The organism is Sediminibacterium soli (assembly GCF_009939225.1).
Taxonomy (GTDB): Bacteria; Bacteroidota; Bacteroidia; order Chitinophagales; family Chitinophagaceae; genus Sediminibacterium; species Sediminibacterium soli.
In genome coordinates this window covers 52293-70150 of sequence record NZ_JAACJR010000003.1, presented here as the reverse complement: position 1 = coordinate 70150, position 17858 = coordinate 52293, and the positions used below count along the sequence as shown (strand labels likewise).

16 protein-coding genes are annotated in these 17858 nt (G+C 50.8%); 9 read left to right on the top strand and 7 right to left on the bottom strand.

Annotated features, from left to right (window positions below; translation table 11 throughout):
- The first annotated feature begins 24 nt into the window (after positions 1-24).
- Positions 25-1005 carry an NAD-dependent epimerase/dehydratase family protein gene (locus GWC94_RS00410; RefSeq protein WP_161833033.1) on the top strand — a complete coding sequence of 327 codons (981 nt, stop codon included), beginning with the start codon at positions 25-27 and terminating at the stop codon, positions 1003-1005.
- A gap of 122 nt (positions 1006-1127) precedes the next feature.
- Here the strand turns inward: GWC94_RS00410 and GWC94_RS00405 are convergent, their stop codons facing one another.
- The gene (locus tag GWC94_RS00405) at positions 1128-3374 is read right to left on the bottom strand and encodes a Tex family protein (protein WP_161833032.1); all 2247 of its coding nucleotides are present in this window, start codon (positions 3372-3374) and stop codon (positions 1128-1130) included.
- Between the two features lie 258 nt (positions 3375-3632).
- Positions 3633-6833, bottom strand: coding sequence for a S41 family peptidase (locus tag GWC94_RS00400; RefSeq protein WP_161833031.1), 3201 nt, complete (start codon positions 6831-6833; stop codon positions 3633-3635).
- 119 nt (positions 6834-6952) lie between these two features.
- Here GWC94_RS00400 and pxpB point away from each other — a divergent pair, with 119 nt between their 5' ends.
- The 5 genes from pxpB to GWC94_RS00375 all read left to right on the top strand — a co-directional run bounded on the left by pxpB (position 6953) and on the right by GWC94_RS00375 (position 11139).
- Positions 6953-7672: a 5-oxoprolinase subunit PxpB gene (gene pxpB, locus GWC94_RS00395; RefSeq protein ID WP_161833030.1), complete on the top strand. Its 720-nt coding sequence runs from the start codon at positions 6953-6955 to the stop codon at positions 7670-7672.
- Positions 7653-8627, top strand: coding sequence for a 5-oxoprolinase subunit C family protein (locus tag GWC94_RS00390; protein WP_161833029.1), 975 nt, complete (start codon positions 7653-7655; stop codon positions 8625-8627). The genes pxpB and GWC94_RS00390 overlap by 20 nt, the downstream gene beginning before the upstream one ends.
- Positions 8624-9370 (top strand): 5-oxoprolinase subunit PxpA, encoded by a 747-nt coding sequence (locus GWC94_RS00385; RefSeq protein WP_161833028.1) that lies wholly within the window; start codon positions 8624-8626, stop codon positions 9368-9370. Before GWC94_RS00390 ends, GWC94_RS00385 begins: the two co-directional genes overlap by 4 nt.
- Positions 9351-10547, top strand: coding sequence for an NRAMP family divalent metal transporter (locus GWC94_RS00380; protein ID WP_235918403.1), 1197 nt, complete (start codon positions 9351-9353; stop codon positions 10545-10547). The genes GWC94_RS00385 and GWC94_RS00380 overlap by 20 nt, the downstream gene beginning before the upstream one ends.
- 88 nt (positions 10548-10635) lie before the next feature.
- The gene (locus GWC94_RS00375) at positions 10636-11139 is read left to right on the top strand and encodes a SixA phosphatase family protein (protein WP_161833026.1); all 504 of its coding nucleotides are present in this window, start codon (positions 10636-10638) and stop codon (positions 11137-11139) included.
- A 93-nt stretch (positions 11140-11232) separates the two neighbouring features.
- On the opposite strand, the gene GWC94_RS00370 is transcribed toward GWC94_RS00375, so the two are convergent.
- Together GWC94_RS00370 and GWC94_RS00365 are read right to left on the bottom strand one after the other, a co-directional pair.
- The gene (locus GWC94_RS00370) at positions 11233-12135 is read right to left on the bottom strand and encodes a DMT family transporter (RefSeq protein WP_161833025.1); all 903 of its coding nucleotides are present in this window, start codon (positions 12133-12135) and stop codon (positions 11233-11235) included.
- 122 nt (positions 12136-12257) lie between these two features.
- Positions 12258-13313, bottom strand: a complete 1056-nt coding sequence (locus GWC94_RS00365) for a glycosyltransferase (RefSeq protein WP_161833024.1) — start codon at positions 13311-13313, stop codon at positions 12258-12260.
- Positions 13314-13392: 79 nt separating this feature from the next.
- Here GWC94_RS00365 and GWC94_RS16900 point away from each other — a divergent pair, with 79 nt between their 5' ends.
- Both GWC94_RS16900 and GWC94_RS00360 read left to right on the top strand, forming a co-directional pair.
- Positions 13393-13518, top strand: a complete 126-nt coding sequence (locus tag GWC94_RS16900; RefSeq protein ID WP_262886234.1) for a hypothetical protein — start codon at positions 13393-13395, stop codon at positions 13516-13518.
- A gap of 15 nt (positions 13519-13533) precedes the next feature.
- Positions 13534-13782, top strand: a complete 249-nt coding sequence (locus tag GWC94_RS00360; protein WP_161833023.1) for a hypothetical protein — start codon at positions 13534-13536, stop codon at positions 13780-13782.
- 204 nt (positions 13783-13986) lie between these two features.
- Here GWC94_RS00360 and GWC94_RS00355 read toward each other — a convergent pair whose 3' ends face one another.
- The 3 genes from GWC94_RS00355 to GWC94_RS00345 form a co-directional block, all read right to left on the bottom strand.
- The gene (locus tag GWC94_RS00355; RefSeq protein WP_161833022.1) at positions 13987-14931 is read right to left on the bottom strand and encodes an isopenicillin N synthase family dioxygenase; all 945 of its coding nucleotides are present in this window, start codon (positions 14929-14931) and stop codon (positions 13987-13989) included.
- Between the two features lie 319 nt (positions 14932-15250).
- Complete coding sequence (locus tag GWC94_RS00350) at positions 15251-15505, bottom strand: hypothetical protein (protein ID WP_161833021.1); 255 nt, start codon at positions 15503-15505, stop codon at positions 15251-15253.
- 275 nt (positions 15506-15780) lie between these two features.
- Positions 15781-16134: a helix-turn-helix domain-containing protein gene (locus GWC94_RS00345; RefSeq protein WP_161833020.1), complete on the bottom strand. Its 354-nt coding sequence runs from the start codon at positions 16132-16134 to the stop codon at positions 15781-15783.
- A 133-nt stretch (positions 16135-16267) separates the two neighbouring features.
- On the opposite strand from GWC94_RS00345, the gene GWC94_RS00340 reads away from it, so the two are divergent.
- Positions 16268-17857 (top strand): site-specific DNA-methyltransferase, encoded by a 1590-nt coding sequence (locus GWC94_RS00340; RefSeq protein ID WP_161833019.1) that lies wholly within the window; start codon positions 16268-16270, stop codon positions 17855-17857.
- Position 17858 lies beyond the last annotated feature (1 nt).

Below are 17858 nucleotides of genomic sequence, written 5' to 3'. Positions count from 1 at the left end.
TCTTCGTCCCCTAATCATCGGATTATGGTATTGGTTACAGGCGCAACCGGCTTACTGGGTTCCCATCTGGTCAAACGACTGGTGAAGGATGGAGAGCAGGTAAGGGCATTGTACCGTTCCGCCATTCCTGTATTTGACGGATCCGATAAAGTGGAATGGATCAGGGGCGATATACTCGATGTGGTACAGCTCGAAAACGCCATGATGGGCGTGGAACAGGTTTACCATTGCGCCGCCATGGTGAGTTTTAACCCGCGCAGGAAAAAAGAGATGTACAAGATCAACGTAGAAGGCACGGCCAATGTGGTGAATGCCTGTTTATCGGTTGATGTAAAACGCCTGCTGCATGTAAGCTCCATCGCCGCCATGGGCAGGATACGCGAAGACAAACCGATCAACGAAGCGATGATGTGGTCGCAGGAGACCAGCAACAGCGAGTACGGCCGCTCCAAGCATTTGGCCGAACTGGAAATATACCGCGGCATCGGCGAAGGGCTGGACACCGTGATCGTTAACCCCGTGATCATACTGGGTTCGGGCGACTGGCACAGCAGTTCCACCGGTATCTTCCGGAATGTTTACAAAGAATTTCCCTGGTATACAGAAGGAAGGGGTGGCTTTGTGGATGTGCTGGACGCAGTAAATGCCATGGTATTACTGATGCGCACCAAAAACATCATCTCCGAACGCTTTATCCTTTGCGGCGTGAATATGTCTTACGCCGAACTCTTCGACAGGATAGCTGATATCTTTCATAAAAAACCGCCGCATAAAAAAGTAACGCCCTTCATCGCCGCCCTGGTATGGCGATGGGAAGCCGTTAAATCCTGGTTCACGGGTCATGATCCCCTGCTGACCCGGGAAACCGCGCGCACCGCTGCCGCCAAAATAGTGATCGATAACCGCAAACTGCAGCGCTATTTCGTCAATTTTCAATACCAGCCCATCGGGCAGTCCCTCAAACGCATCTGCGGCGAACTGGAGAAAAGGTATAACCTGTCATAACGGTCTGCACCCCCGCATTCGGTTAGTGTATAGGCATACTTACCCTGTGATCCTTACCCGCAACAACCCCTGCCCCGGATCCCGGTGTCACCGCATATAAACAACCCTACTTGTCTGTGGTATCATCTCCCGAATTTCTTCTTCAAGGCGCTCAGCGCATCGGATACACTGAGTGAACTGAGATCGGTTTCTTTTGCAGCAGGTTTATTGCCCGGGTGTTTTTTCTGGTTGCCCGAAGATTTTGTCGCCGCGGCATCCTGTGTCTGTTTGATGGATAAAGCGATGCGCTTACGCGGAATATCCACTTCCAGCACTTTTACCATCACTTTCTGACCCAGTTTCAGGGCCTCGGAAGGGTCGCTGATATAACGGTTCGCCACCTCGCTTACATGTACCAGTCCATCCTGCTTTACACCGATATCAACAAATGCGCCGAATCGGGTTAGGTTGGTTACCATACCCGGTACGATATCGCCGGGTTTTACATCTTCGATTTTATAGATATTGGCAAATTCAAACTGTTCCAGTTCGCTTCTCGGATCAAGACCGGGTTTGCTCAGTTCGGCTAGGATATCCTTTAATGTCAGTTCCCCGAATTGCTCCGATGCATAGGCCGCCGGTTTGATCTGCCTGATCAGCGTATCGTTCCCGATCAGCGAAGCCAGTTCAACGCCAAGATCGCCCGCCATTTTTTCCACCACCGGGTAGGCTTCCGGATGAACCGCGCTTGCATCAAGCGGGTTGTTTCCTTCTTTGATCCGAAGAAAGCCTGCGCACTGCTCAAAAGCCTTATCGCCAAGCCGTGTCACTTTCAGCAACTGTTTCCTGTCTGTAAACCGGCCTATCTCATTCCGGTATTTAACAATATTGTCGGCAATGGTTCCGCCGATACCGCTCACATACGATAACAGGTGTTTACTGGCCGTATTGAGGTTTACCCCAACGCTGTTTACGCAGCTTACCACCGTTTGGTCGAGTCTTTCTTTTAAACGGAACTGGTTCACGTCGTGCTGGTACTGACCCACGCCGATACTCTTGGGGTCTATCTTCACCAGCTCCGCAAGCGGATCCATCAGCCTGCGGCCGATGCTTACAGAACCCCGAACCGTAACATCTTCGTCGGGAAATTCTTCGCGCGCCGTTTCCGATGCGGAATAAACGGAGGCGCCATCTTCATTCACCATAAACACCGGCAAACCCAGGTTCATTTTTTTGATGAACTGTTCTGTTTCCCTGCCCGCGGTTCCATCGCCTATCGCAAATACCTGTATACCGAAGCGCTTCACCAGTTCTTTAATGGTATGTTCACTCTCGTACACGCGGTTGGGTTCATGCACAAAAATGAGCCCGGCATGCTGCAGCTCGCCTTTTTCGTCGAGGCAAACCACTTTGCAGCCCGTACGGTAACCGGGATCGATGGCCAGTATTTTTTTACTGCCCAGTGGCGCGCTCAGCAGCAGCTGGCGCAGGTTCTCTGCAAACACATTGATCGCTTCCTCATCGGCCTTCTGTTTTAACGCTGCGCGGAACTCCGATTCAAGACTGGGCTGCAGCAAGCGGCGGTACGCATCCTTTATGGCTTTCCGTAACTGGTCGCTCCAGGCATTGATGCCTTTGATATAGGGCTCTTCCAGTATAAACACCGCATCCTCTTCAACAGGCAAAATGGAAATACGAAGAAATCCCTCCATAAAACCGCGCAGTATGGCAAGTGTTCTGTGCGATGGTATTTTATGAATGGGCTCCGAAAAATCAAAATAGTCCTTGTATTTGATGCCTTCCGCCTCCTTATCGCTCAGCACTTTGCTTTGCAGCACCGCGCTGTTTTCAAACAGCTTCCTGAGTTTTGCACGAAGCTGCGCGTCTTCATTGACCATTTCGGCAACAATATCGCGTGCGCCCTGCAAAGCTTCCTCCGCGGTTTTTACATTCTCTGTAATAAATCCGGCGGCTTCAGACATAATATCCGCCTCCTGCTGGGCCAGCATCATCGCCGCAAGCGGATCAAGCCCGTTCTCACGCGCAACCTGTGCTTTGGTGCGGCGTTTGGGTTTGTAGGGAAGATAAATATCCTCGAGGGTGGTTATGGTAAACGCTTTATCAAGTTCTGCCTGCAGCGCTTCTGTCATTTTACCCTGCTCGGTAATTGTTTTTACAATAAACGCTTTCCGTTCGGTGAATTCCTTCAACTGTTTGGAAAGATCCTGTACCTGCTGTATCTGAACTTCGTCAAGACCCCCTGTTTTGTCTTTACGGTAACGCGCGATGAACGGGATCGTTGCGCCTTCTTCGAATAAACTCAATACGGCTTCCACCTGTGCTGTTCTCAGGTTCAGTTGCGGCGCAATAACGGGTGCGAATGTGGTCATAGGATGCTTGCTTACAAAATAAGGATTGCGAATGTAGGGGGCAGGGGTAAAAGAAAAAAGCAGGACTGGTAATTAATTTGTGCACATGCACAGATCTGTAGGAAAGTTGCCACAGATTACACAGATTTTCACAGATGGATTTGCAGGTTATTTCTGTGAAAATCGGTGTAATCTGTGGCGATAAAAGTTTCGCAGCCAAAAAAACTGCGAACCCCCGGCCCGGATATAGCCGCAGATTCGCAGATATCGCAGGTCAGGCTATTTGATCTCTTTCAGCAATTCCCTTACCGCCGCTTCCAGCTGCTGGTCTTTTCCTTTGATCACTAAATCATATTCATTCATCAGCTGTATATCGGGAACGGTCTGGTGGTTCTCGAGGTACCGGTTGTTCATCATCTTCACACCCAGCGGCGGCACGCCCCAGCGGATGGTATTATCCTGCAGGCTTTCCCACCCTGCAAATGTACAGGTGCCCGGTACGGGCATGCCGACCAGTTTACCCAGTTTCAGTTCCTGGTAGGTGTAGGCATAACAATGCCCGTCGCTGTAATTGGCTTCGTTGGCGATGGATATGCTGGGTTTCACCCAGCGGAAATTGGGCTCGTAGCCGTTGCTGCGTGTGTCGGTGGTATAGTCCATGAATTTTTTCCCGCTTAAAAACATGGCAAGATCAGCCACCAGGTCTCCGCCGCCGTTAAACCTTGTATCCACCACCATTCCTTTCCTGTTTGCATACTTGCCCATCATTTCTTCATAGGTGGTGCGATAGGCGCCGTCGTTCATACCCGGTATGTGTACATAGCCCAGCTGCCCGTTACTGAGGCGGTCCACTTCTTCCTGGTTGCGGCGCACAAACCGTTTGTACAGCAGTGTGTTTTCTTCTCCTGTCGTAATGGGTTTTACAATGATTTCTCTTGTAACACCATTCTCCGAAACAGTCACCAGCGTATTCCTCCCCGCTTTTCGGTTCAGGTATTGCGCAAAATCCCTGTCGGCGGTCAGGTTCTCCCCGTCGATAGCCGTAATGAGCATACCGGGTTTGATGTTGAGCCCGGCCTTATCCAGCGGACCCTCCCTGATCACTTCCACGATTTTCATGCCATTGCCTGTAAACGTGTAATCATAGAATGCCCCGAACGATGCCGTTGCATCGCCTGTTGCAGAACCACCACCATAACTGGCGCCGCTATGGCTCACATTCAGCTCGCCCAGTAACTCGCTCAGCATCTCGGAAAACTCATAGTTATTGCTGATATGCGGCAGGTATTTTTCGTAATCGGGTTTGTAGCTGTCCCAGTCCACACCATGAAAACTGGCGGTATAAAAAGTTTCTTTTGTTCTTCTCCATACATGCTCAAACATAAAGCGGCGCTCCGCATCCGTATTCAGGTTCATTTCGCCGTTTATACTGATGGCATCGCGTTTGCCGCTTACGGGATCTATCTTTGAAATACCTCCGTCTGTTGCCAGGAAAATAGTTTTCTGTTCCTTATCCCATGCCATGCTGCCACCGCCTGCGTTGAGCTGTACCAGCATCCTGGTTTCTTTTGTACGCAGATTGGTGGTCCAGAGATTGGCGCCTTTTTCAAACCGCGCGAGATAGTAAAGCGTTTCCCCGTCTTTACTCACCAGCGCATCGCTTAGCGAAGAAGAATGAATGGTAAGCTTGGCTTTACGCTGGGTAAGCCCATCCCAATCGATCAGCACCGTATCTTTTTTGATTTCTTTTTTCTTAACGGAATCCGCTTTGGCTTTGCTGTCTTCCATCTCTTTCTGCAGCGCCGCATCTTCCTTGCTCAGTTTAAACCTGTCAAATGCCTCCTGCGTAAAAAACATGGCATACACATCGCTCTGCGCGCCGCCGCTCTGTGCCACGCTTTTCAGTCCGTCGCGGTTACTGAACCAGAGCATCGCTTTACCGCCCATGATCCATTTGGCGCGGCCATCGTTAAACCCGCTTTCCGTCAGGTTGGACACTTTGCCTTTGCCATCGGCGGCAATAATGCCCACTTCGCCCGGTGCAATGCCGGGTACGGCATAATCGAACAAGATCCACCTGCTGTCGGGGCTCCATTGAAAATACTGGTCGTTATCGCCCATGGAGAACAGCTCCTTATCTGTCAGCAATACACGCGACTGTTTGCTGGCGATATTGTATATCTTAAGGGTGGTGCGGTTCTCGATAAAAGCGATCTCTTTTCCATCTGGGGAATAAACGGGCTGGTAATTTTCGTTGTTGTTTACGATCACCGGCGTTTCCTTCAGCACCGTTGATGCATAGAAATAGGGTTCTTCCTCCCGCTGTTTTTTTGTCTCGAATATCTTCCAGCTGTTACCGCGTTCGGAAGCATACAGCAATGCTATTCCGTCGGGAGAAAAACTTACCAGTCTTTCCTGTTCGGGTGTATTGGTGATGCGTTTGGTAACGCCCCCTTCCACGCCGGTGACAAATACTTCTCCTCTGAAAACAAAAGCCACTTCTTTGCCGTTGGGAGAAACGGACATATCCCTTGCGCCGCCGCTCACCGCCAGCACCCGCTCATTGTTGCTCTTGGCATCGGCGGCAATGGTGACGGCCAGTTTCTGTGGTTTGCCCGTTCCTTTCATCGTATACAGCTCGCCATCATAGCCGAAACAAAGAACCCCGTCGTTCGACTGACTCAGGAAACGCACCGGATGTTTTTTGAACGAAGTGAGCTGCTGTGATTTTGCCCCGTCCAGGCCCATTTTATGTACATTGAATGAACCGCTTTCTTCGCTGAGGTAATAAAATGCCCTATCGTTATCGGCAAATACCGGCGACCTGTCTTCGCCTGCAAAGCCGGTGATTTTTTTATGTGTTCCTGCCTTGGTATCGTACAGCCAGATATCACGCGCTATGGCAGACGTATGGTGTTTGCGCCACTGGTTCTCTCCGCCTTTCTTGTCCTGGTACAGCATATACTGCCCGTCACTGCTGAATTTGACTTCTTCCGCAGGTGTGCTCAGCAATTGCGCTACGCGGCCACCGTTCACCGGTACGCTGTACAGTTCGGGTTGCGAACCCGTGGGAAACGTGCGGTTGGCTGCAAGATCCATTCTTACCGAACCGAATACCACGCTCCTGTCATCGCCGGAAAAGGTATACGGCAACTCCGGTGAAGAATGATACGTGATACGCCTGGCTTCGCCTCCCTCAGCGGGAATAATGAATACATCAAAGTTTCCGTACCTGTCGCTTGCAAACGCGATCGATTTACCATCATGACTCCATACAGGCATAAAATCGTGCGCTTCGTGAACGGTAAGCGCTACAGCGGTGCCGCCGGTGGCGGGTACACGGTACAGGTCTCCCTTGTAGGTAAATACAATCGTTTTGCCATCGGGAGAAATAGCCGGGTAACGCAGCCACTGCGGCGTAATTTGCCCAATGGCCGACAAGCCGGCAAAGACTGCCAGCAGCACAAGTAGATGTCTCATAAGCGGTAGTAGATTGAAAAAGAAAGATAGGAAATTACGCAGCAAGTACCATGCGGGAAGTATGAATGGAAACAATATGTCTTTCAGTCCTGTCCGTACTTCGTAAATTGTACCTCCGTATGCAGTCATCCTATCATATCTATCCCTGCGGCGATCACGCCCTGACCATCGAGCTGGGCGACAGGATAGACACAGCCGTTAACGACAGGGTAATTGCTTTGTTCAGTCATTTACGCATGCTGAACAAACAGGGCATCATGGATATTATCCCTTCGTATCATACGGTAACCCTCGTTTACGATCTTGCAGCTTTTCCGGAGGCTGAAGACGCTACGGTATACGATCAGCTTAGCAACTGGCTGCATACTGTTATCAAACACACCGATGCGATCAGTATCAACAAACGCCAGATCAGCGTACCTGTTTGTTACGATGTTTCGCTCGGCTGGGATATAGCCCTGCTGGCCGAAGAGCGTGGGTTAACGGTTGAAGAGGTGGCGCAGATACATCATTCCGTTCCTTACCGTGTTTACCTGGTAGGTTTTCTTCCCGGTTTCCCCTATATGGGAACGGTTGATGCGCGTATTGCGGCACCCAGGAGGTCATCGCCAAGAACAAATGTACCCATGGGCAGTGTGGGTATTGCCGGAACGCAGACAGGTATCTACCCTTTTGATTCGCCCGGCGGCTGGCAGATCATCGGGCAAACACCGCTTCGCCTGTTCGATGTACGACGGCCGCAACCCTGTTACCTGCAGCCGGGTGATGAAGTGCGTTTCCATCCTGTCAGTCTTACCGAATTCAAACAAATGAAATCGCATGGGCATACGCATCATTAAGCAGGGCCTGCTGGATACCGTGCAGGACCATGGCCGTTACGGGCACCAGCACTGGGGCATCAATCCCGGCGGTGCCATGGATGCCGTAGCCATGCGCGTGGCCAATATGCTGGCGGGCAACGAATGGAACGAGCCGGTGATCGAAATGCATTTTCCCGCAGCAGAACTGCTGTTCGAAGAACCCGCACTGGTTGCCGTTGCCGGCGCAGATTTCAACGCGGCGTTTAACGGCATGGCATGCGACACAAATAAACTCCTGCTGGTACGAAAAAACGACAGGCTGCATTTTACGGCGCACCGCAAAGGTTCGCGGGCATACCTGTCGGTGAAAGGCGGCATCGTTGCCGATGAATGGCTCAACAGCTGCAGCACGCACCTGAAAGTGCAGGCTGGCGGTTTTGCGGGAAGGGCTTTGCATAAGAACGATACCATCCGCTATAAATACGCTTTTAAGCAAGCGGAAAAATATACGGCACAACCCGCCTGGCGCGCGGATGTACAGCACCTGTATAACGGGCGGGCCATCCGTTTTATTCCCGGGGCCGAATACCATTTGCTTGACGAGGCATCCAAAGAATACCTCCATAACGAACCCTTTCTGCTGGGCCGGAAAAGCGACCGCATGGGATACCGGCTGGAAGGTGTTTCGCTCGGCTACAGCAATCACCAGCAGATCATATCCACCGCCGTAACAAGAGGTACGATACAGCTGTTACCCGATGGACAGCTGATGGTGCTGATGGCCGATCACCAGACCACAGGCGGCTACCCGCGTATCGGACATGTGATCGGTGCGGATATTTCTTCCCTGTCGCAAACGGTGCCCGGCAGCGAGATCCGGTTTTCCAAAACAGACCTGGCCACCGCGGAAAAATTATTCATCCGCCAGCAAACCGATTTGCGGCTGCTGCAAAATGCCTGTACCTTACGGCTAACAGACTGGCTGCAGCAATGAACCGGCAAACCATCGATATCAATTGCGATATGGGAGAAGGCATCGGCAACGATGCACTGCTGATGCCCTATATCAGCAGCGCCAATATTGCCTGCGGGTTTCATGCGGGCGACAATGAGACAATGCTGCATACCTGCGAGCTCGCCATCCAATACCAGGTTGCCATTGGCGCACATCCGGGGTTTGCCGACAAAGCCAATTTCGGTCGCACGGAAATGCAGCTGCCTTTGCAGGAAGTGTATGATATGGTATCCGAACAGGTATTCCGTCTTCAGCAAATTGCCCGGCAGCTGGGCGCAACACTCAGCCATGTAAAACCGCATGGGGCCATGTACAATATGTCTGCAAAAAATGCAGCGCTTGCGCATTGTATTGCAAAGGCAGTGAAAGAGGCAGATGCCAGCCTGGTATTATTCGGTCTGAGCGGCAGCTGCTCCATAAGCGAAGCCGCGCAGCTGGGATTGAGCACCGCCAGCGAAGTGTTCGCAGACCGCAGTTACCAGGATGACGGAAGTCTTACGCCAAGATCACAGCCCGGCGCACTGATCACCACCACGGAGCAGGTGTTGCAGCAGGTGTTGCAAATGGTGCAGCAGCATTCGGTAACCACCGTAAACAATACAACCGTTCCCATTGTTGCCGATACCGTCTGTATCCATGGCGACGGAGCCCATGCCGCAGCTTTCGCAAAATCCATTTTTCACACATTACAACAGCATCATATTGACATCGCAAAAAAATAAACTGCCTTTGTTCAGCGGCGTAGGACTGGGCGCTGCTTTCCTGATGGCGAACTCATCCATCGGGCCTGGCTTTCTGACACAGACCACCGTATTTACGCAGCAACTGATGGCCAGTTTCGGGTTTGTGATACTTGTATCGTTCCTGCTCGATATCGGCGCGCAGGTAAACACCTGGCGGATACTTACCATCAGCGAAATGCGTGCGCAGGATATTTCCAACAGGTTGCTGCCGGGTCTTGGCTACCTGATTGCCGTGCTGGTGGTGCTTGGCGGCTTTGCCTTTAACATCGGCAATATTGCAGGATGCGGGCTTGGTGTGAATGTGATCACCGGTCTTTCTTTCCAGACAGGTGCCATCATCAGCGGCATTGCAGCACTCGCTTTGTTCTGGATTAGGGAAATGGGAAAGATGCTCGACAATTTTACGAGGATCGTAGGCAGTGTCAAAATACTGCTCACACTGATCATCGCCATCAGTTCGCATCCACCGGTATGGGAAGCGATACAGCACAGTTTTATTCCCCAAACCATCAGCTCGCAGGCAATCGTTACCATTGTTGGCGGCACGGTTGGCGGGTACATCACCTTCTCGGGCGCACACCGTTTGCTCGATGCGGGTATCAAAGGCCGGGATCATATCGCCGAAGTAAACAGAAGCGCCGTCAACGGCATCGCCATTTCGGGTGCCATGCGTTTTATCCTGTTTCTTGCCGTGCTGGGTGCCTTATCACATGGCGCCGTACTGGATCGCGATAATCCCCCGGCCAGTGTGTTCCTGTTTGCGGCGGGCGAATTCGGTTTTCGCATATTCGGTATCGTATTATGGAGCGCCGCCATTTCGTCCGTGATCGGCGCAGCATACACTTCCGTCTCGTTTCTGAAAACACTGCATCCCTTTATTGCCAAACACGAGCGTCTGTGTATTTCCATCTTTATCGTTCTCTCCACCGGCATATTCGTGGCTATCGGAAAACCAAGACAGTTGTTATTACTCGCCGGACTGGTAAACGGCTTTATTCTTCCTCTTGCGTTAGCGGTATTGCTGGTGGCCTGTACAAAACCCAAACTGATGAACGGCTACCGGCACCCGCTATGGATGCAGGTGGCCGGCTGGGCCGTGGTGGCGGTAATGGGATGGATGAGCTGCGCCGCGGTGATCGAATGGTCCGGACGATAAAAAACGATTCCTCAAAAATCACCGGCGGTGCAACCCGGCTGTTGTTTTGGTATGATGATTGTACCTTAGCAAATACCTATTTACCGGCATGAAAAAACTTCTGATCATACGTCACGCAAAAAGCAGCTGGGCCATACCGGGGCAGGATGATTTTGACCGCCCGCTGAACGATCGAGGCCATCGCGATGCACCGGCAATGGCTGAACGGATACATAAAAAGAACGTGGAGATAGATGCGTTTGTTTCCAGTCCCGCCAACCGGGCGTTTACCACGGCGCAATATTTTGCAAAAGAGTACCGCACAAAGAAAGACGCTATTGCGCAGCACCGAGAGCTGTACCATGCCATGCCCGGCACCTTCTTCGAAGTGATCGGCAAACTGGACGACAGGGATAAAACGGTGGCGGTATTCTCACATAACCCGGGCATCACGGCTTTTGCCAATCTGCTCACAGAGGCACGCATCGATGATATGCCCACCTGCGCCATTTTTGCCGTAAAAGCGGACATCAAACATTGGAAAGATTTTAAAGACGCGAAAAAAGAATTCTGGTTTTTTGACTATCCGAAGAGTGAGGGGGCTGAGCAGTAGCATGGCTAAATTGCTAAATGGTTGTACGGCCATCTGGCCAGACGCAGCCGCTGAAAATTTCTCCATTCAACAGGATAAGTGTCTGATCATCGTCTAAGCACCCTGTACCGGTGACGCTTTTTTTACATTGACAAGATACACTCCTGCAAAGATCAGCAGGGCTGCCATGAGTTTCCTGAGACTGAACTGTTCTCCTGCAAAGAATATGGCGATCAGCGCTGCAAATACCGGCTGGGTGTAGATATAAGCGCCGGTTGCCGAAGCGCCTATCACGGAGATGCCGTAAACATTCCACAGGTAGGCAATAAATGTTGCGCCCACTGCCACAAATGCAAGTGCAAGCCAGTGCGAAAAATGGAACAGGGACCAGTCTGTTGCCGCAAAATCCGGTATGCATATCGGAATCATGATCACCGCGCCGATCGTAAACAACCAGCGCAATACCTGTACGCCGCTGTATTCAGCCATCAGCGGTCTTACGAGTACCAGGTAAAACGCATACGAGATCGCATTGATGAGCACCAACACATCCCCCAGTAATACATCGCTGCCCGTTTGTGAACTGTCTTTCAATAAAACCAGTATCGCAGCGCCACCAATACCCGATGCCAAACCGATGCCTTTCAGCCAGTTAAATCCTTCCTTCAGCAACCAGGCCGCAATGATGGTGATGAATATCGGCGTAGCCAGCGACAGCAGCGAACTATGGATGGAGGTGGTGAGTGAAAGTCCTTTGATAAAAAAGAACTGGTTGATCACCACACCCGTCATGGCACACACAACGAACCTGGCAATATGCCGGCGCTTAATGGTATTGCCTCCTTTCTTAAAAAGAAAAACAAACCAGAACAAAGCCAGACTGGTAATGATCCTCACCATATTCACCCCGAACGGGTGAATAACAGAGGGGGTAATGTATTTCACCACCGCGTAATTGGCGCCGAAAATAAAATTGGCCCCCAATACCGCAGCATGCGCTTTGTTGGTTCGGGTCATTGCAGGACAAAAATAGAACGGGGCGGGTTATAGTTGTGTGATAAGCTGCATTTGTTTTGCTGTTATACTGAAATATCCATTGCGCAATGCATCCAGCGACGCTGAGAAAACCTGTTTCCGTTTCAGAGCTGCTGCAGCAACTGCTGTATCTCGGAAGGGTCGAATACCGTTATGCCGGCTACCTTCTGTTCGTAGGCTTTTGCGGCAGCAAGATGCACCTGCATGCTGAATGCTTCCTGCGATACCGAATAACAAGCCGCTTGCCGGTGCAATCTTGCCGCAAGGTATTCCTGCTCCGTTTGTCCGGGCGTAGGAATGAGCAGGGCTTTTTTCTGCATCGATACCAGCTCCATCACCGTAGTGTACCCGCTTCTGCTGATGACCAGACCGCTTTGTTGGATCGCTTCCTCCATCCGCTTGCCGGGTAAATGATTCACAACGGTTACATTGGACGGAACCGCGGGTATACCGGTTTCGGAAGGCAGCCCCCTGACCAGCAGTACCGGCCCGGGTACATCCCGCAATCCCCCGATCACTTTCTTTTCCAGTATGCTACGCTGCGGCTCGGGACCGGAGAGCAGGAAACAGTAATCATAAACGATGGGCGCCGGTTTTCTGTTGAAACGTGATAGCAACCCAATATACCGAACGGGTATAAGCGGTTTTACCGCAGGATGCGCGAGCAGACCCGCAAGGTTGTTTTCCCCGCCGGTATCCGGTATCCAGCATGCGGTAAACCGGTTGATATAGCGATAATTGACCTGCTGTAATTTTTTTTCCAGCCATGTAAACGGGGCTTTGATCGTTAGCTGGTGCGTAATAAAAATACAGGGCCGTTTCTTCGAATACAATCCGTACCGGTTATCCGAGATCACCAGGTCTATACGGTGTTCATCGATCACCCGGTCGAGCCATGCATGTTCTTTTTTAATGATACGAAACAGGCCGGGCAGCTGCCAAAGCATGCGGAACGGCAGCCACCGGCGCGAGCGGCTGTAACGTACGCGGTACCCCTGCAGCGGCAGACAGGGCAGTTGCGGAAATTCGGCCTGCAGCAGGGAAGCCTGTGCATTCTCCGCAGCCAGCACCACTTCATAACCATGGCCAAGCAGGGCCTGTATAACCGGAATGCACCTGGTGGCATGACCAAGTCCCCAGTCGAGCGGGGCCACCAGCACTTTTCGTATGTTAAAATTTCCGGTCAGCTTGCTCGGTTTGACGGCGATCGTATTGAAAGCTGTAATTTAGAACCAGATTATGAAACTGAAAGTAAACCAAATCTTCGTTATCCTGTTATTGCTGATGATGCTGAGCACCACGTCCTGCGGTATCTTCCAGAAAAACAACGGAACGAAGTTCTGCGGATGCCCCAGTCATAAGTAAGCAAAACGATCAGGGATGAATGGCTTTTCCAGGGATCTGCTTCTGGTATCCGCCACAGCACATACCAGTGCCGCGGAATTCGACAGGCAGCTTGATAGGCTGAACGCCGTGCTGTATCATGTGGAGAACTGGACGGCATTCTGCACCGCCAACGAAATCATCCACCTCCGCCGCCACAAAATCATCCGCAAACCCCATCACATACAGGCCATCCTCCGCGAAAGAGCAGGAAAAGCGTTTGTATTCGTCTACAATAAAAATTAACCCAACAGTCACCCCCGCCAACCCTGCTCCCTGCTCCTTTCTTCCTTTTCGATCGACATTCAACATTCCTTGTTCATCTGTTCATTATTCTCTTCCCCTCCTTTCCGATCGACATTCGACATTCCTTATTCCTCTGTTCCCCGTTCCTTGTTCCTCTGTTCCCCGTTCCTTGTTCCTCTGTTCCCCTGCTCCCCCGTTCCCTCCCTATTTCTTCAGCCCGATCTCTCTCAACCGCTCATCCAGGTATTCTCCTGCCGTGGCGTCGGGATAGGCTTTGGGATGGGTTGCATCGATGCAGCTGCCGAGGCAGGCAAGACTCATTTCGCTGCGGGGATGCAGGAAGAAGGGCATGGAGAAACGGCTGGTATGCCAGAGTTCTCTCCGCGGGTTCACCACGCGGTGGGTGGTGCTGCGGAGTTTGTTATTGGTGAGCCGCTGCAGCATATCGCCCACATTCACCACGATCTGCTCGGGCAGGGAGGTAACGTTCACCCATTCGCCCTGCTTGGTCAGAATCTGCAGACCATCGGCAGAAGCGCCTACGAGTAAGGTGATCAGGTTGATATCCTCATGCTGTTCGGCGCGGATAGCGCTTTTGGGTTCCTTGGTTATGGGCGGGTAATGGATACAGCGCAGGATGGAATTACCGTTCCTGATATGCGCATCAAAATATTGTTCTTCCAGGCCAAGGTACAGCGCAATGGCCCGCAACAGTGATTTCCCGCTTTTTTCAAAAGCACGGTAGGCATCGAACAGCGTTTTATTAAAGGGTTTGATCTCTGCCACCTGTACGTTGTCGGGATATTCCTCTTTGATGGCATCGCTGTCTTCCACGGTCTGACCGTACTGGAAGAACTCTTTCAGATCCGGCGCCTCGCTGCCCTTGGCATGCTCGCGCCCGAAACTGGTATACCCGCGCTGGCCGGCAAGTCCCTCGATTTCGTAATGCAGTTTTTTCTCCAGGGGAAGCGAAAAAAACTGCTGTACATATTCGTACTGGCTGGCGATCAGCTCGTCGGGAATACCATGATTCTTAACCGCCACAAAACCCACCTCCTCGTACGCTTTGCCGAGCAACTGTACAAAATCTGCTTTCTTGCCCGGATCCCCGCTAAGGAAATCCGCAAGATCAACCACTGGAATAGCCATAAACTTTGGTTTTAATTGAATAAATACCCGAAAATCAGCCTGGAAAAGTAGGCATTTTGGATCGATTATTGGATTAGTGGATTATGGATTCGCGGATTACTTACTCTGCGTGACTATGTCACTCTCTGCGCCTCTGCGGTAAAAAAACTTGTACCACTCAGATTGATGGCAATCAGCAGATTCTCACCGCAGAGACGGTGAGGAGCAGAGTCCCGCAGAGAAGAATTCCCAATCCGCGAATCCATAATCCGCCAATCGCTCCAAAAAAAATGGCCCTGCCGAAGCAGGACCAATATGCATACCCCCAATTGAAGAAGACTTACTGTTTATCGAACCGGATCGATTTGATAAAAATATCGTTGCTGAAAGCATTCAGTACATAACGGCCCGATACGAGATCACCCATATTCAGTTCCAGTTGCTGCCTGCCTTCGTTTACATAGGCCTGTATTGTTTTGGCAATACGCCCTTCCAGGTCCAGCACTTTAAAAACCAGGCGCCCGTTCTTCTGCGCCAGAACGGTCACATAACTTATGATATCGACCAGCCCGGGTTGTAGGTTCTGTATGTACATATTTCCTCGATTAAGCCGTTATAAAATGTGGTCCGGGGATGTTGAAAAGACACCCTGCCGAACAGTTGCGCTGCTTCTGTATGCATACAACTTTGGTGCCAGCCTGTTAAACCGGTTTAACAGGTGATGCAAAATTTACAGGAACACATCCGTCCCACAGGCCAAAGTAACCGAGACCGGACTGGTTGAAACAGGGGAAATTTCCCGTATTTGAATATACGGGGCAGTATTGTCACAGTTTGAGGAAATGGCAGTCAACCGGGCCGCAACCCCGGCTACCGCCTTTTTTTCAACGCGGCGAGTTCTGTCCTGATCTTTTCGATTTCTCTGTTAGCGCGGCCGATCAGCTGGGTAAGGTGGTCTATTTCGGACCGGGATACGGCGCCGTATCCAACAGCGGGCTCTCCTGTTTCATTGGGGGATGCGCCTGTGCCGCCGATCAGGCTGGCAACGGATACGCCGAGTATGTCTGCGATATCGTGAAGGCGGGTAAAAGAGGGATCGGTTTCGCCGCGTTCGATCTTGGCATACGCGCCTCCGGTTATACCCAGTTCCGCCGCCATATTCTCCTGTGTAAAATCGCGGCTTTCCCTGAGTTTCCTGATACGGTATCCAAGCTCTTTTTTCACGATCCAAAATTCAAGAACCGATTGTTTTGTTTCTGTCTTTAAAGTATAGTAATTGCACTTTTAAGTACTTTTACTGTCTTTATATAACAAATCTGTCGTTTAGCGACATTTTCAGACGGAAACCAACTGCCGGATGCCCACACTTCACTGGATAGGAAAAGAAAAGGTGATGAACCATCACCGGGACGTTCCGTTCAGGGTATTGCAGCACCGGTACGGGTTTGACAGGAACGGTGAAACCGCCGAACCGGCCGGCAGCGGCAATAAGATCATACACGGCGATAACCTCGAAGCGCTGAAAGCCCTGCTGCCGGAATACGAAGGCAGGATCAAATGCATTTACATTGACCCGCCCTATAACACCGGCAATGAGAACTGGGTATACAACGACAATGTGAACGACCCCAGGATCAAAAAATGGCTGGGCGAAGTGGTGGGAAAGGAAAGCGAGGACCTGTCAAGACACGACAAGTGGCTTTGTATGATGTATCCGAGGTTGCGTCTGCTCTATTCCTTGCTTCGCGAAGACGGTGCGATATTTATTTCGATTGACGATAATGAACAGGCAAATCTGAAACTTGTTTGCGATGAAATTTTTGGGACCGCCAATTTTGTCAACAACATTATCTGGCAGAAAAAATTCAGTCCGCAAAATGATGCCAAATTCTTTTCCGATAACCATGATTTCGTGGTCTGTTATGCAAAAAACAAATCATTATGGCGGCGTAATCTTTTAACCAGAACCGAAGACCAGGATTCCAGGTATAAAAATATTGACGAGGATCCACGTGGTGTATGGACATCCAGTGATCTGACTGTAAAAAGAGAAACGCAGAAAGACATCTATCCAGTACTGTCTCCTTCAAAAAAGGAGTTTTATCCTACAAAAGGCAGAAGCTGGAGTATTTCCAGGGAGAAATTCCTAGAATTCGATAATGACAAAAGAATATGGTGGGGTGAAAACGGATCGAATATGCCCAGACTGAAGCGTTTCCTGTCTGATGTGCAAGATGGTATTGTTCCCCTCACAATTTGGCCTTATACCGAAGTCGGACATAACCAATCGGCCAAGCAGGAATTAAAAAAAGTGTTTCAGGATGCACAATCACCCTTTGAAACACCAAAGCCTGTTACGCTGATCGAAAAAATACTTTGGATCGCTGTATCCTCGGATGATATCATACTCGATTCCTTCGCAGGTTCCGGAACAACCGGCCATGCTGTGATAAACGCCAACCAACAGGATGGCGGCAACCGCAAATTCATCCTGATCGAAATGGAAGACTATGCGGATACCATCACTGCCGAAAGGGTGAAGCGTGTGATCAGCGGTTACGGCGATACGGAAGGCATCCCCGGTGCATTCGACTTTTACTCGCTGGGCAAACCGCTTTTTGCCGGGGAGAACCAGGATTTCCTCAACGAATCCATCGATGCCGAAAAGATCAGGGAATACATCTGGTACAGTGAAACACGCAGCCGGTACACACGCCATGCAAACGGCAACGAACCCTACCTGCTGGGCACGAAAGAAGACACAGCCTATTATTTCATTTATGAGAAAAACGCACTGACCACACTCGATTTCGACCTGCTCGGCACCGTTGCCACTAAGGCGCTGCAGTATATTTTTTATGCAGACAACTGCCTGCTCTCCCCCGAATTTATGCTTGAGCGTAATATCATTTTCAAAAAGATCCCGCGGGATATCAAACGCTTTTAGT

What these genes read in the sequence shown, in the direction of transcription:
- GWC94_RS00355 (WP_161833022.1), bottom strand. Translation starts at nt 14,931, where the DNA reads ATGGCTATTCCAGTGGTTGATCTTGCGGATTTCCTTAGCGGGGATCCG.
- GWC94_RS00340 (WP_161833019.1), top strand. Translation starts at nt 16,268, where the DNA reads ATGCCCACACTTCACTGGATAGGAAAAGAAAAGGTGATGAACCATCAC.
- GWC94_RS00375 (WP_161833026.1), top strand. Translation starts at nt 10,636, where the DNA reads ATGAAAAAACTTCTGATCATACGTCACGCAAAAAGCAGCTGGGCCATA.
- GWC94_RS00385 (WP_161833028.1), top strand. Translation starts at nt 8,624, where the DNA reads ATGAACCGGCAAACCATCGATATCAATTGCGATATGGGAGAAGGCATC.
- GWC94_RS00350 (WP_161833021.1), bottom strand. Translation starts at nt 15,505, where the DNA reads ATGTACATACAGAACCTACAACCCGGGCTGGTCGATATCATAAGTTAT.
- GWC94_RS00400 (WP_161833031.1), bottom strand. Translation starts at nt 6,833, where the DNA reads ATGAGACATCTACTTGTGCTGCTGGCAGTCTTTGCCGGCTTGTCGGCC.
- pxpB (WP_161833030.1), top strand. Translation starts at nt 6,953, where the DNA reads ATGCAGTCATCCTATCATATCTATCCCTGCGGCGATCACGCCCTGACC.
- GWC94_RS00405 (WP_161833032.1), bottom strand. Translation starts at nt 3,374, where the DNA reads ATGACCACATTCGCACCCGTTATTGCGCCGCAACTGAACCTGAGAACA.
- GWC94_RS16900 (WP_262886234.1), top strand. Translation starts at nt 13,393, where the DNA reads ATGAAACTGAAAGTAAACCAAATCTTCGTTATCCTGTTATTGCTGATG.
- GWC94_RS00360 (WP_161833023.1), top strand. Translation starts at nt 13,534, where the DNA reads ATGAATGGCTTTTCCAGGGATCTGCTTCTGGTATCCGCCACAGCACAT.
- GWC94_RS00370 (WP_161833025.1), bottom strand. Translation starts at nt 12,135, where the DNA reads ATGACCCGAACCAACAAAGCGCATGCTGCGGTATTGGGGGCCAATTTT.
- GWC94_RS00390 (WP_161833029.1), top strand. Translation starts at nt 7,653, where the DNA reads ATGGGCATACGCATCATTAAGCAGGGCCTGCTGGATACCGTGCAGGAC.
- GWC94_RS00410 (WP_161833033.1), top strand. Translation starts at nt 25, where the DNA reads ATGGTATTGGTTACAGGCGCAACCGGCTTACTGGGTTCCCATCTGGTC.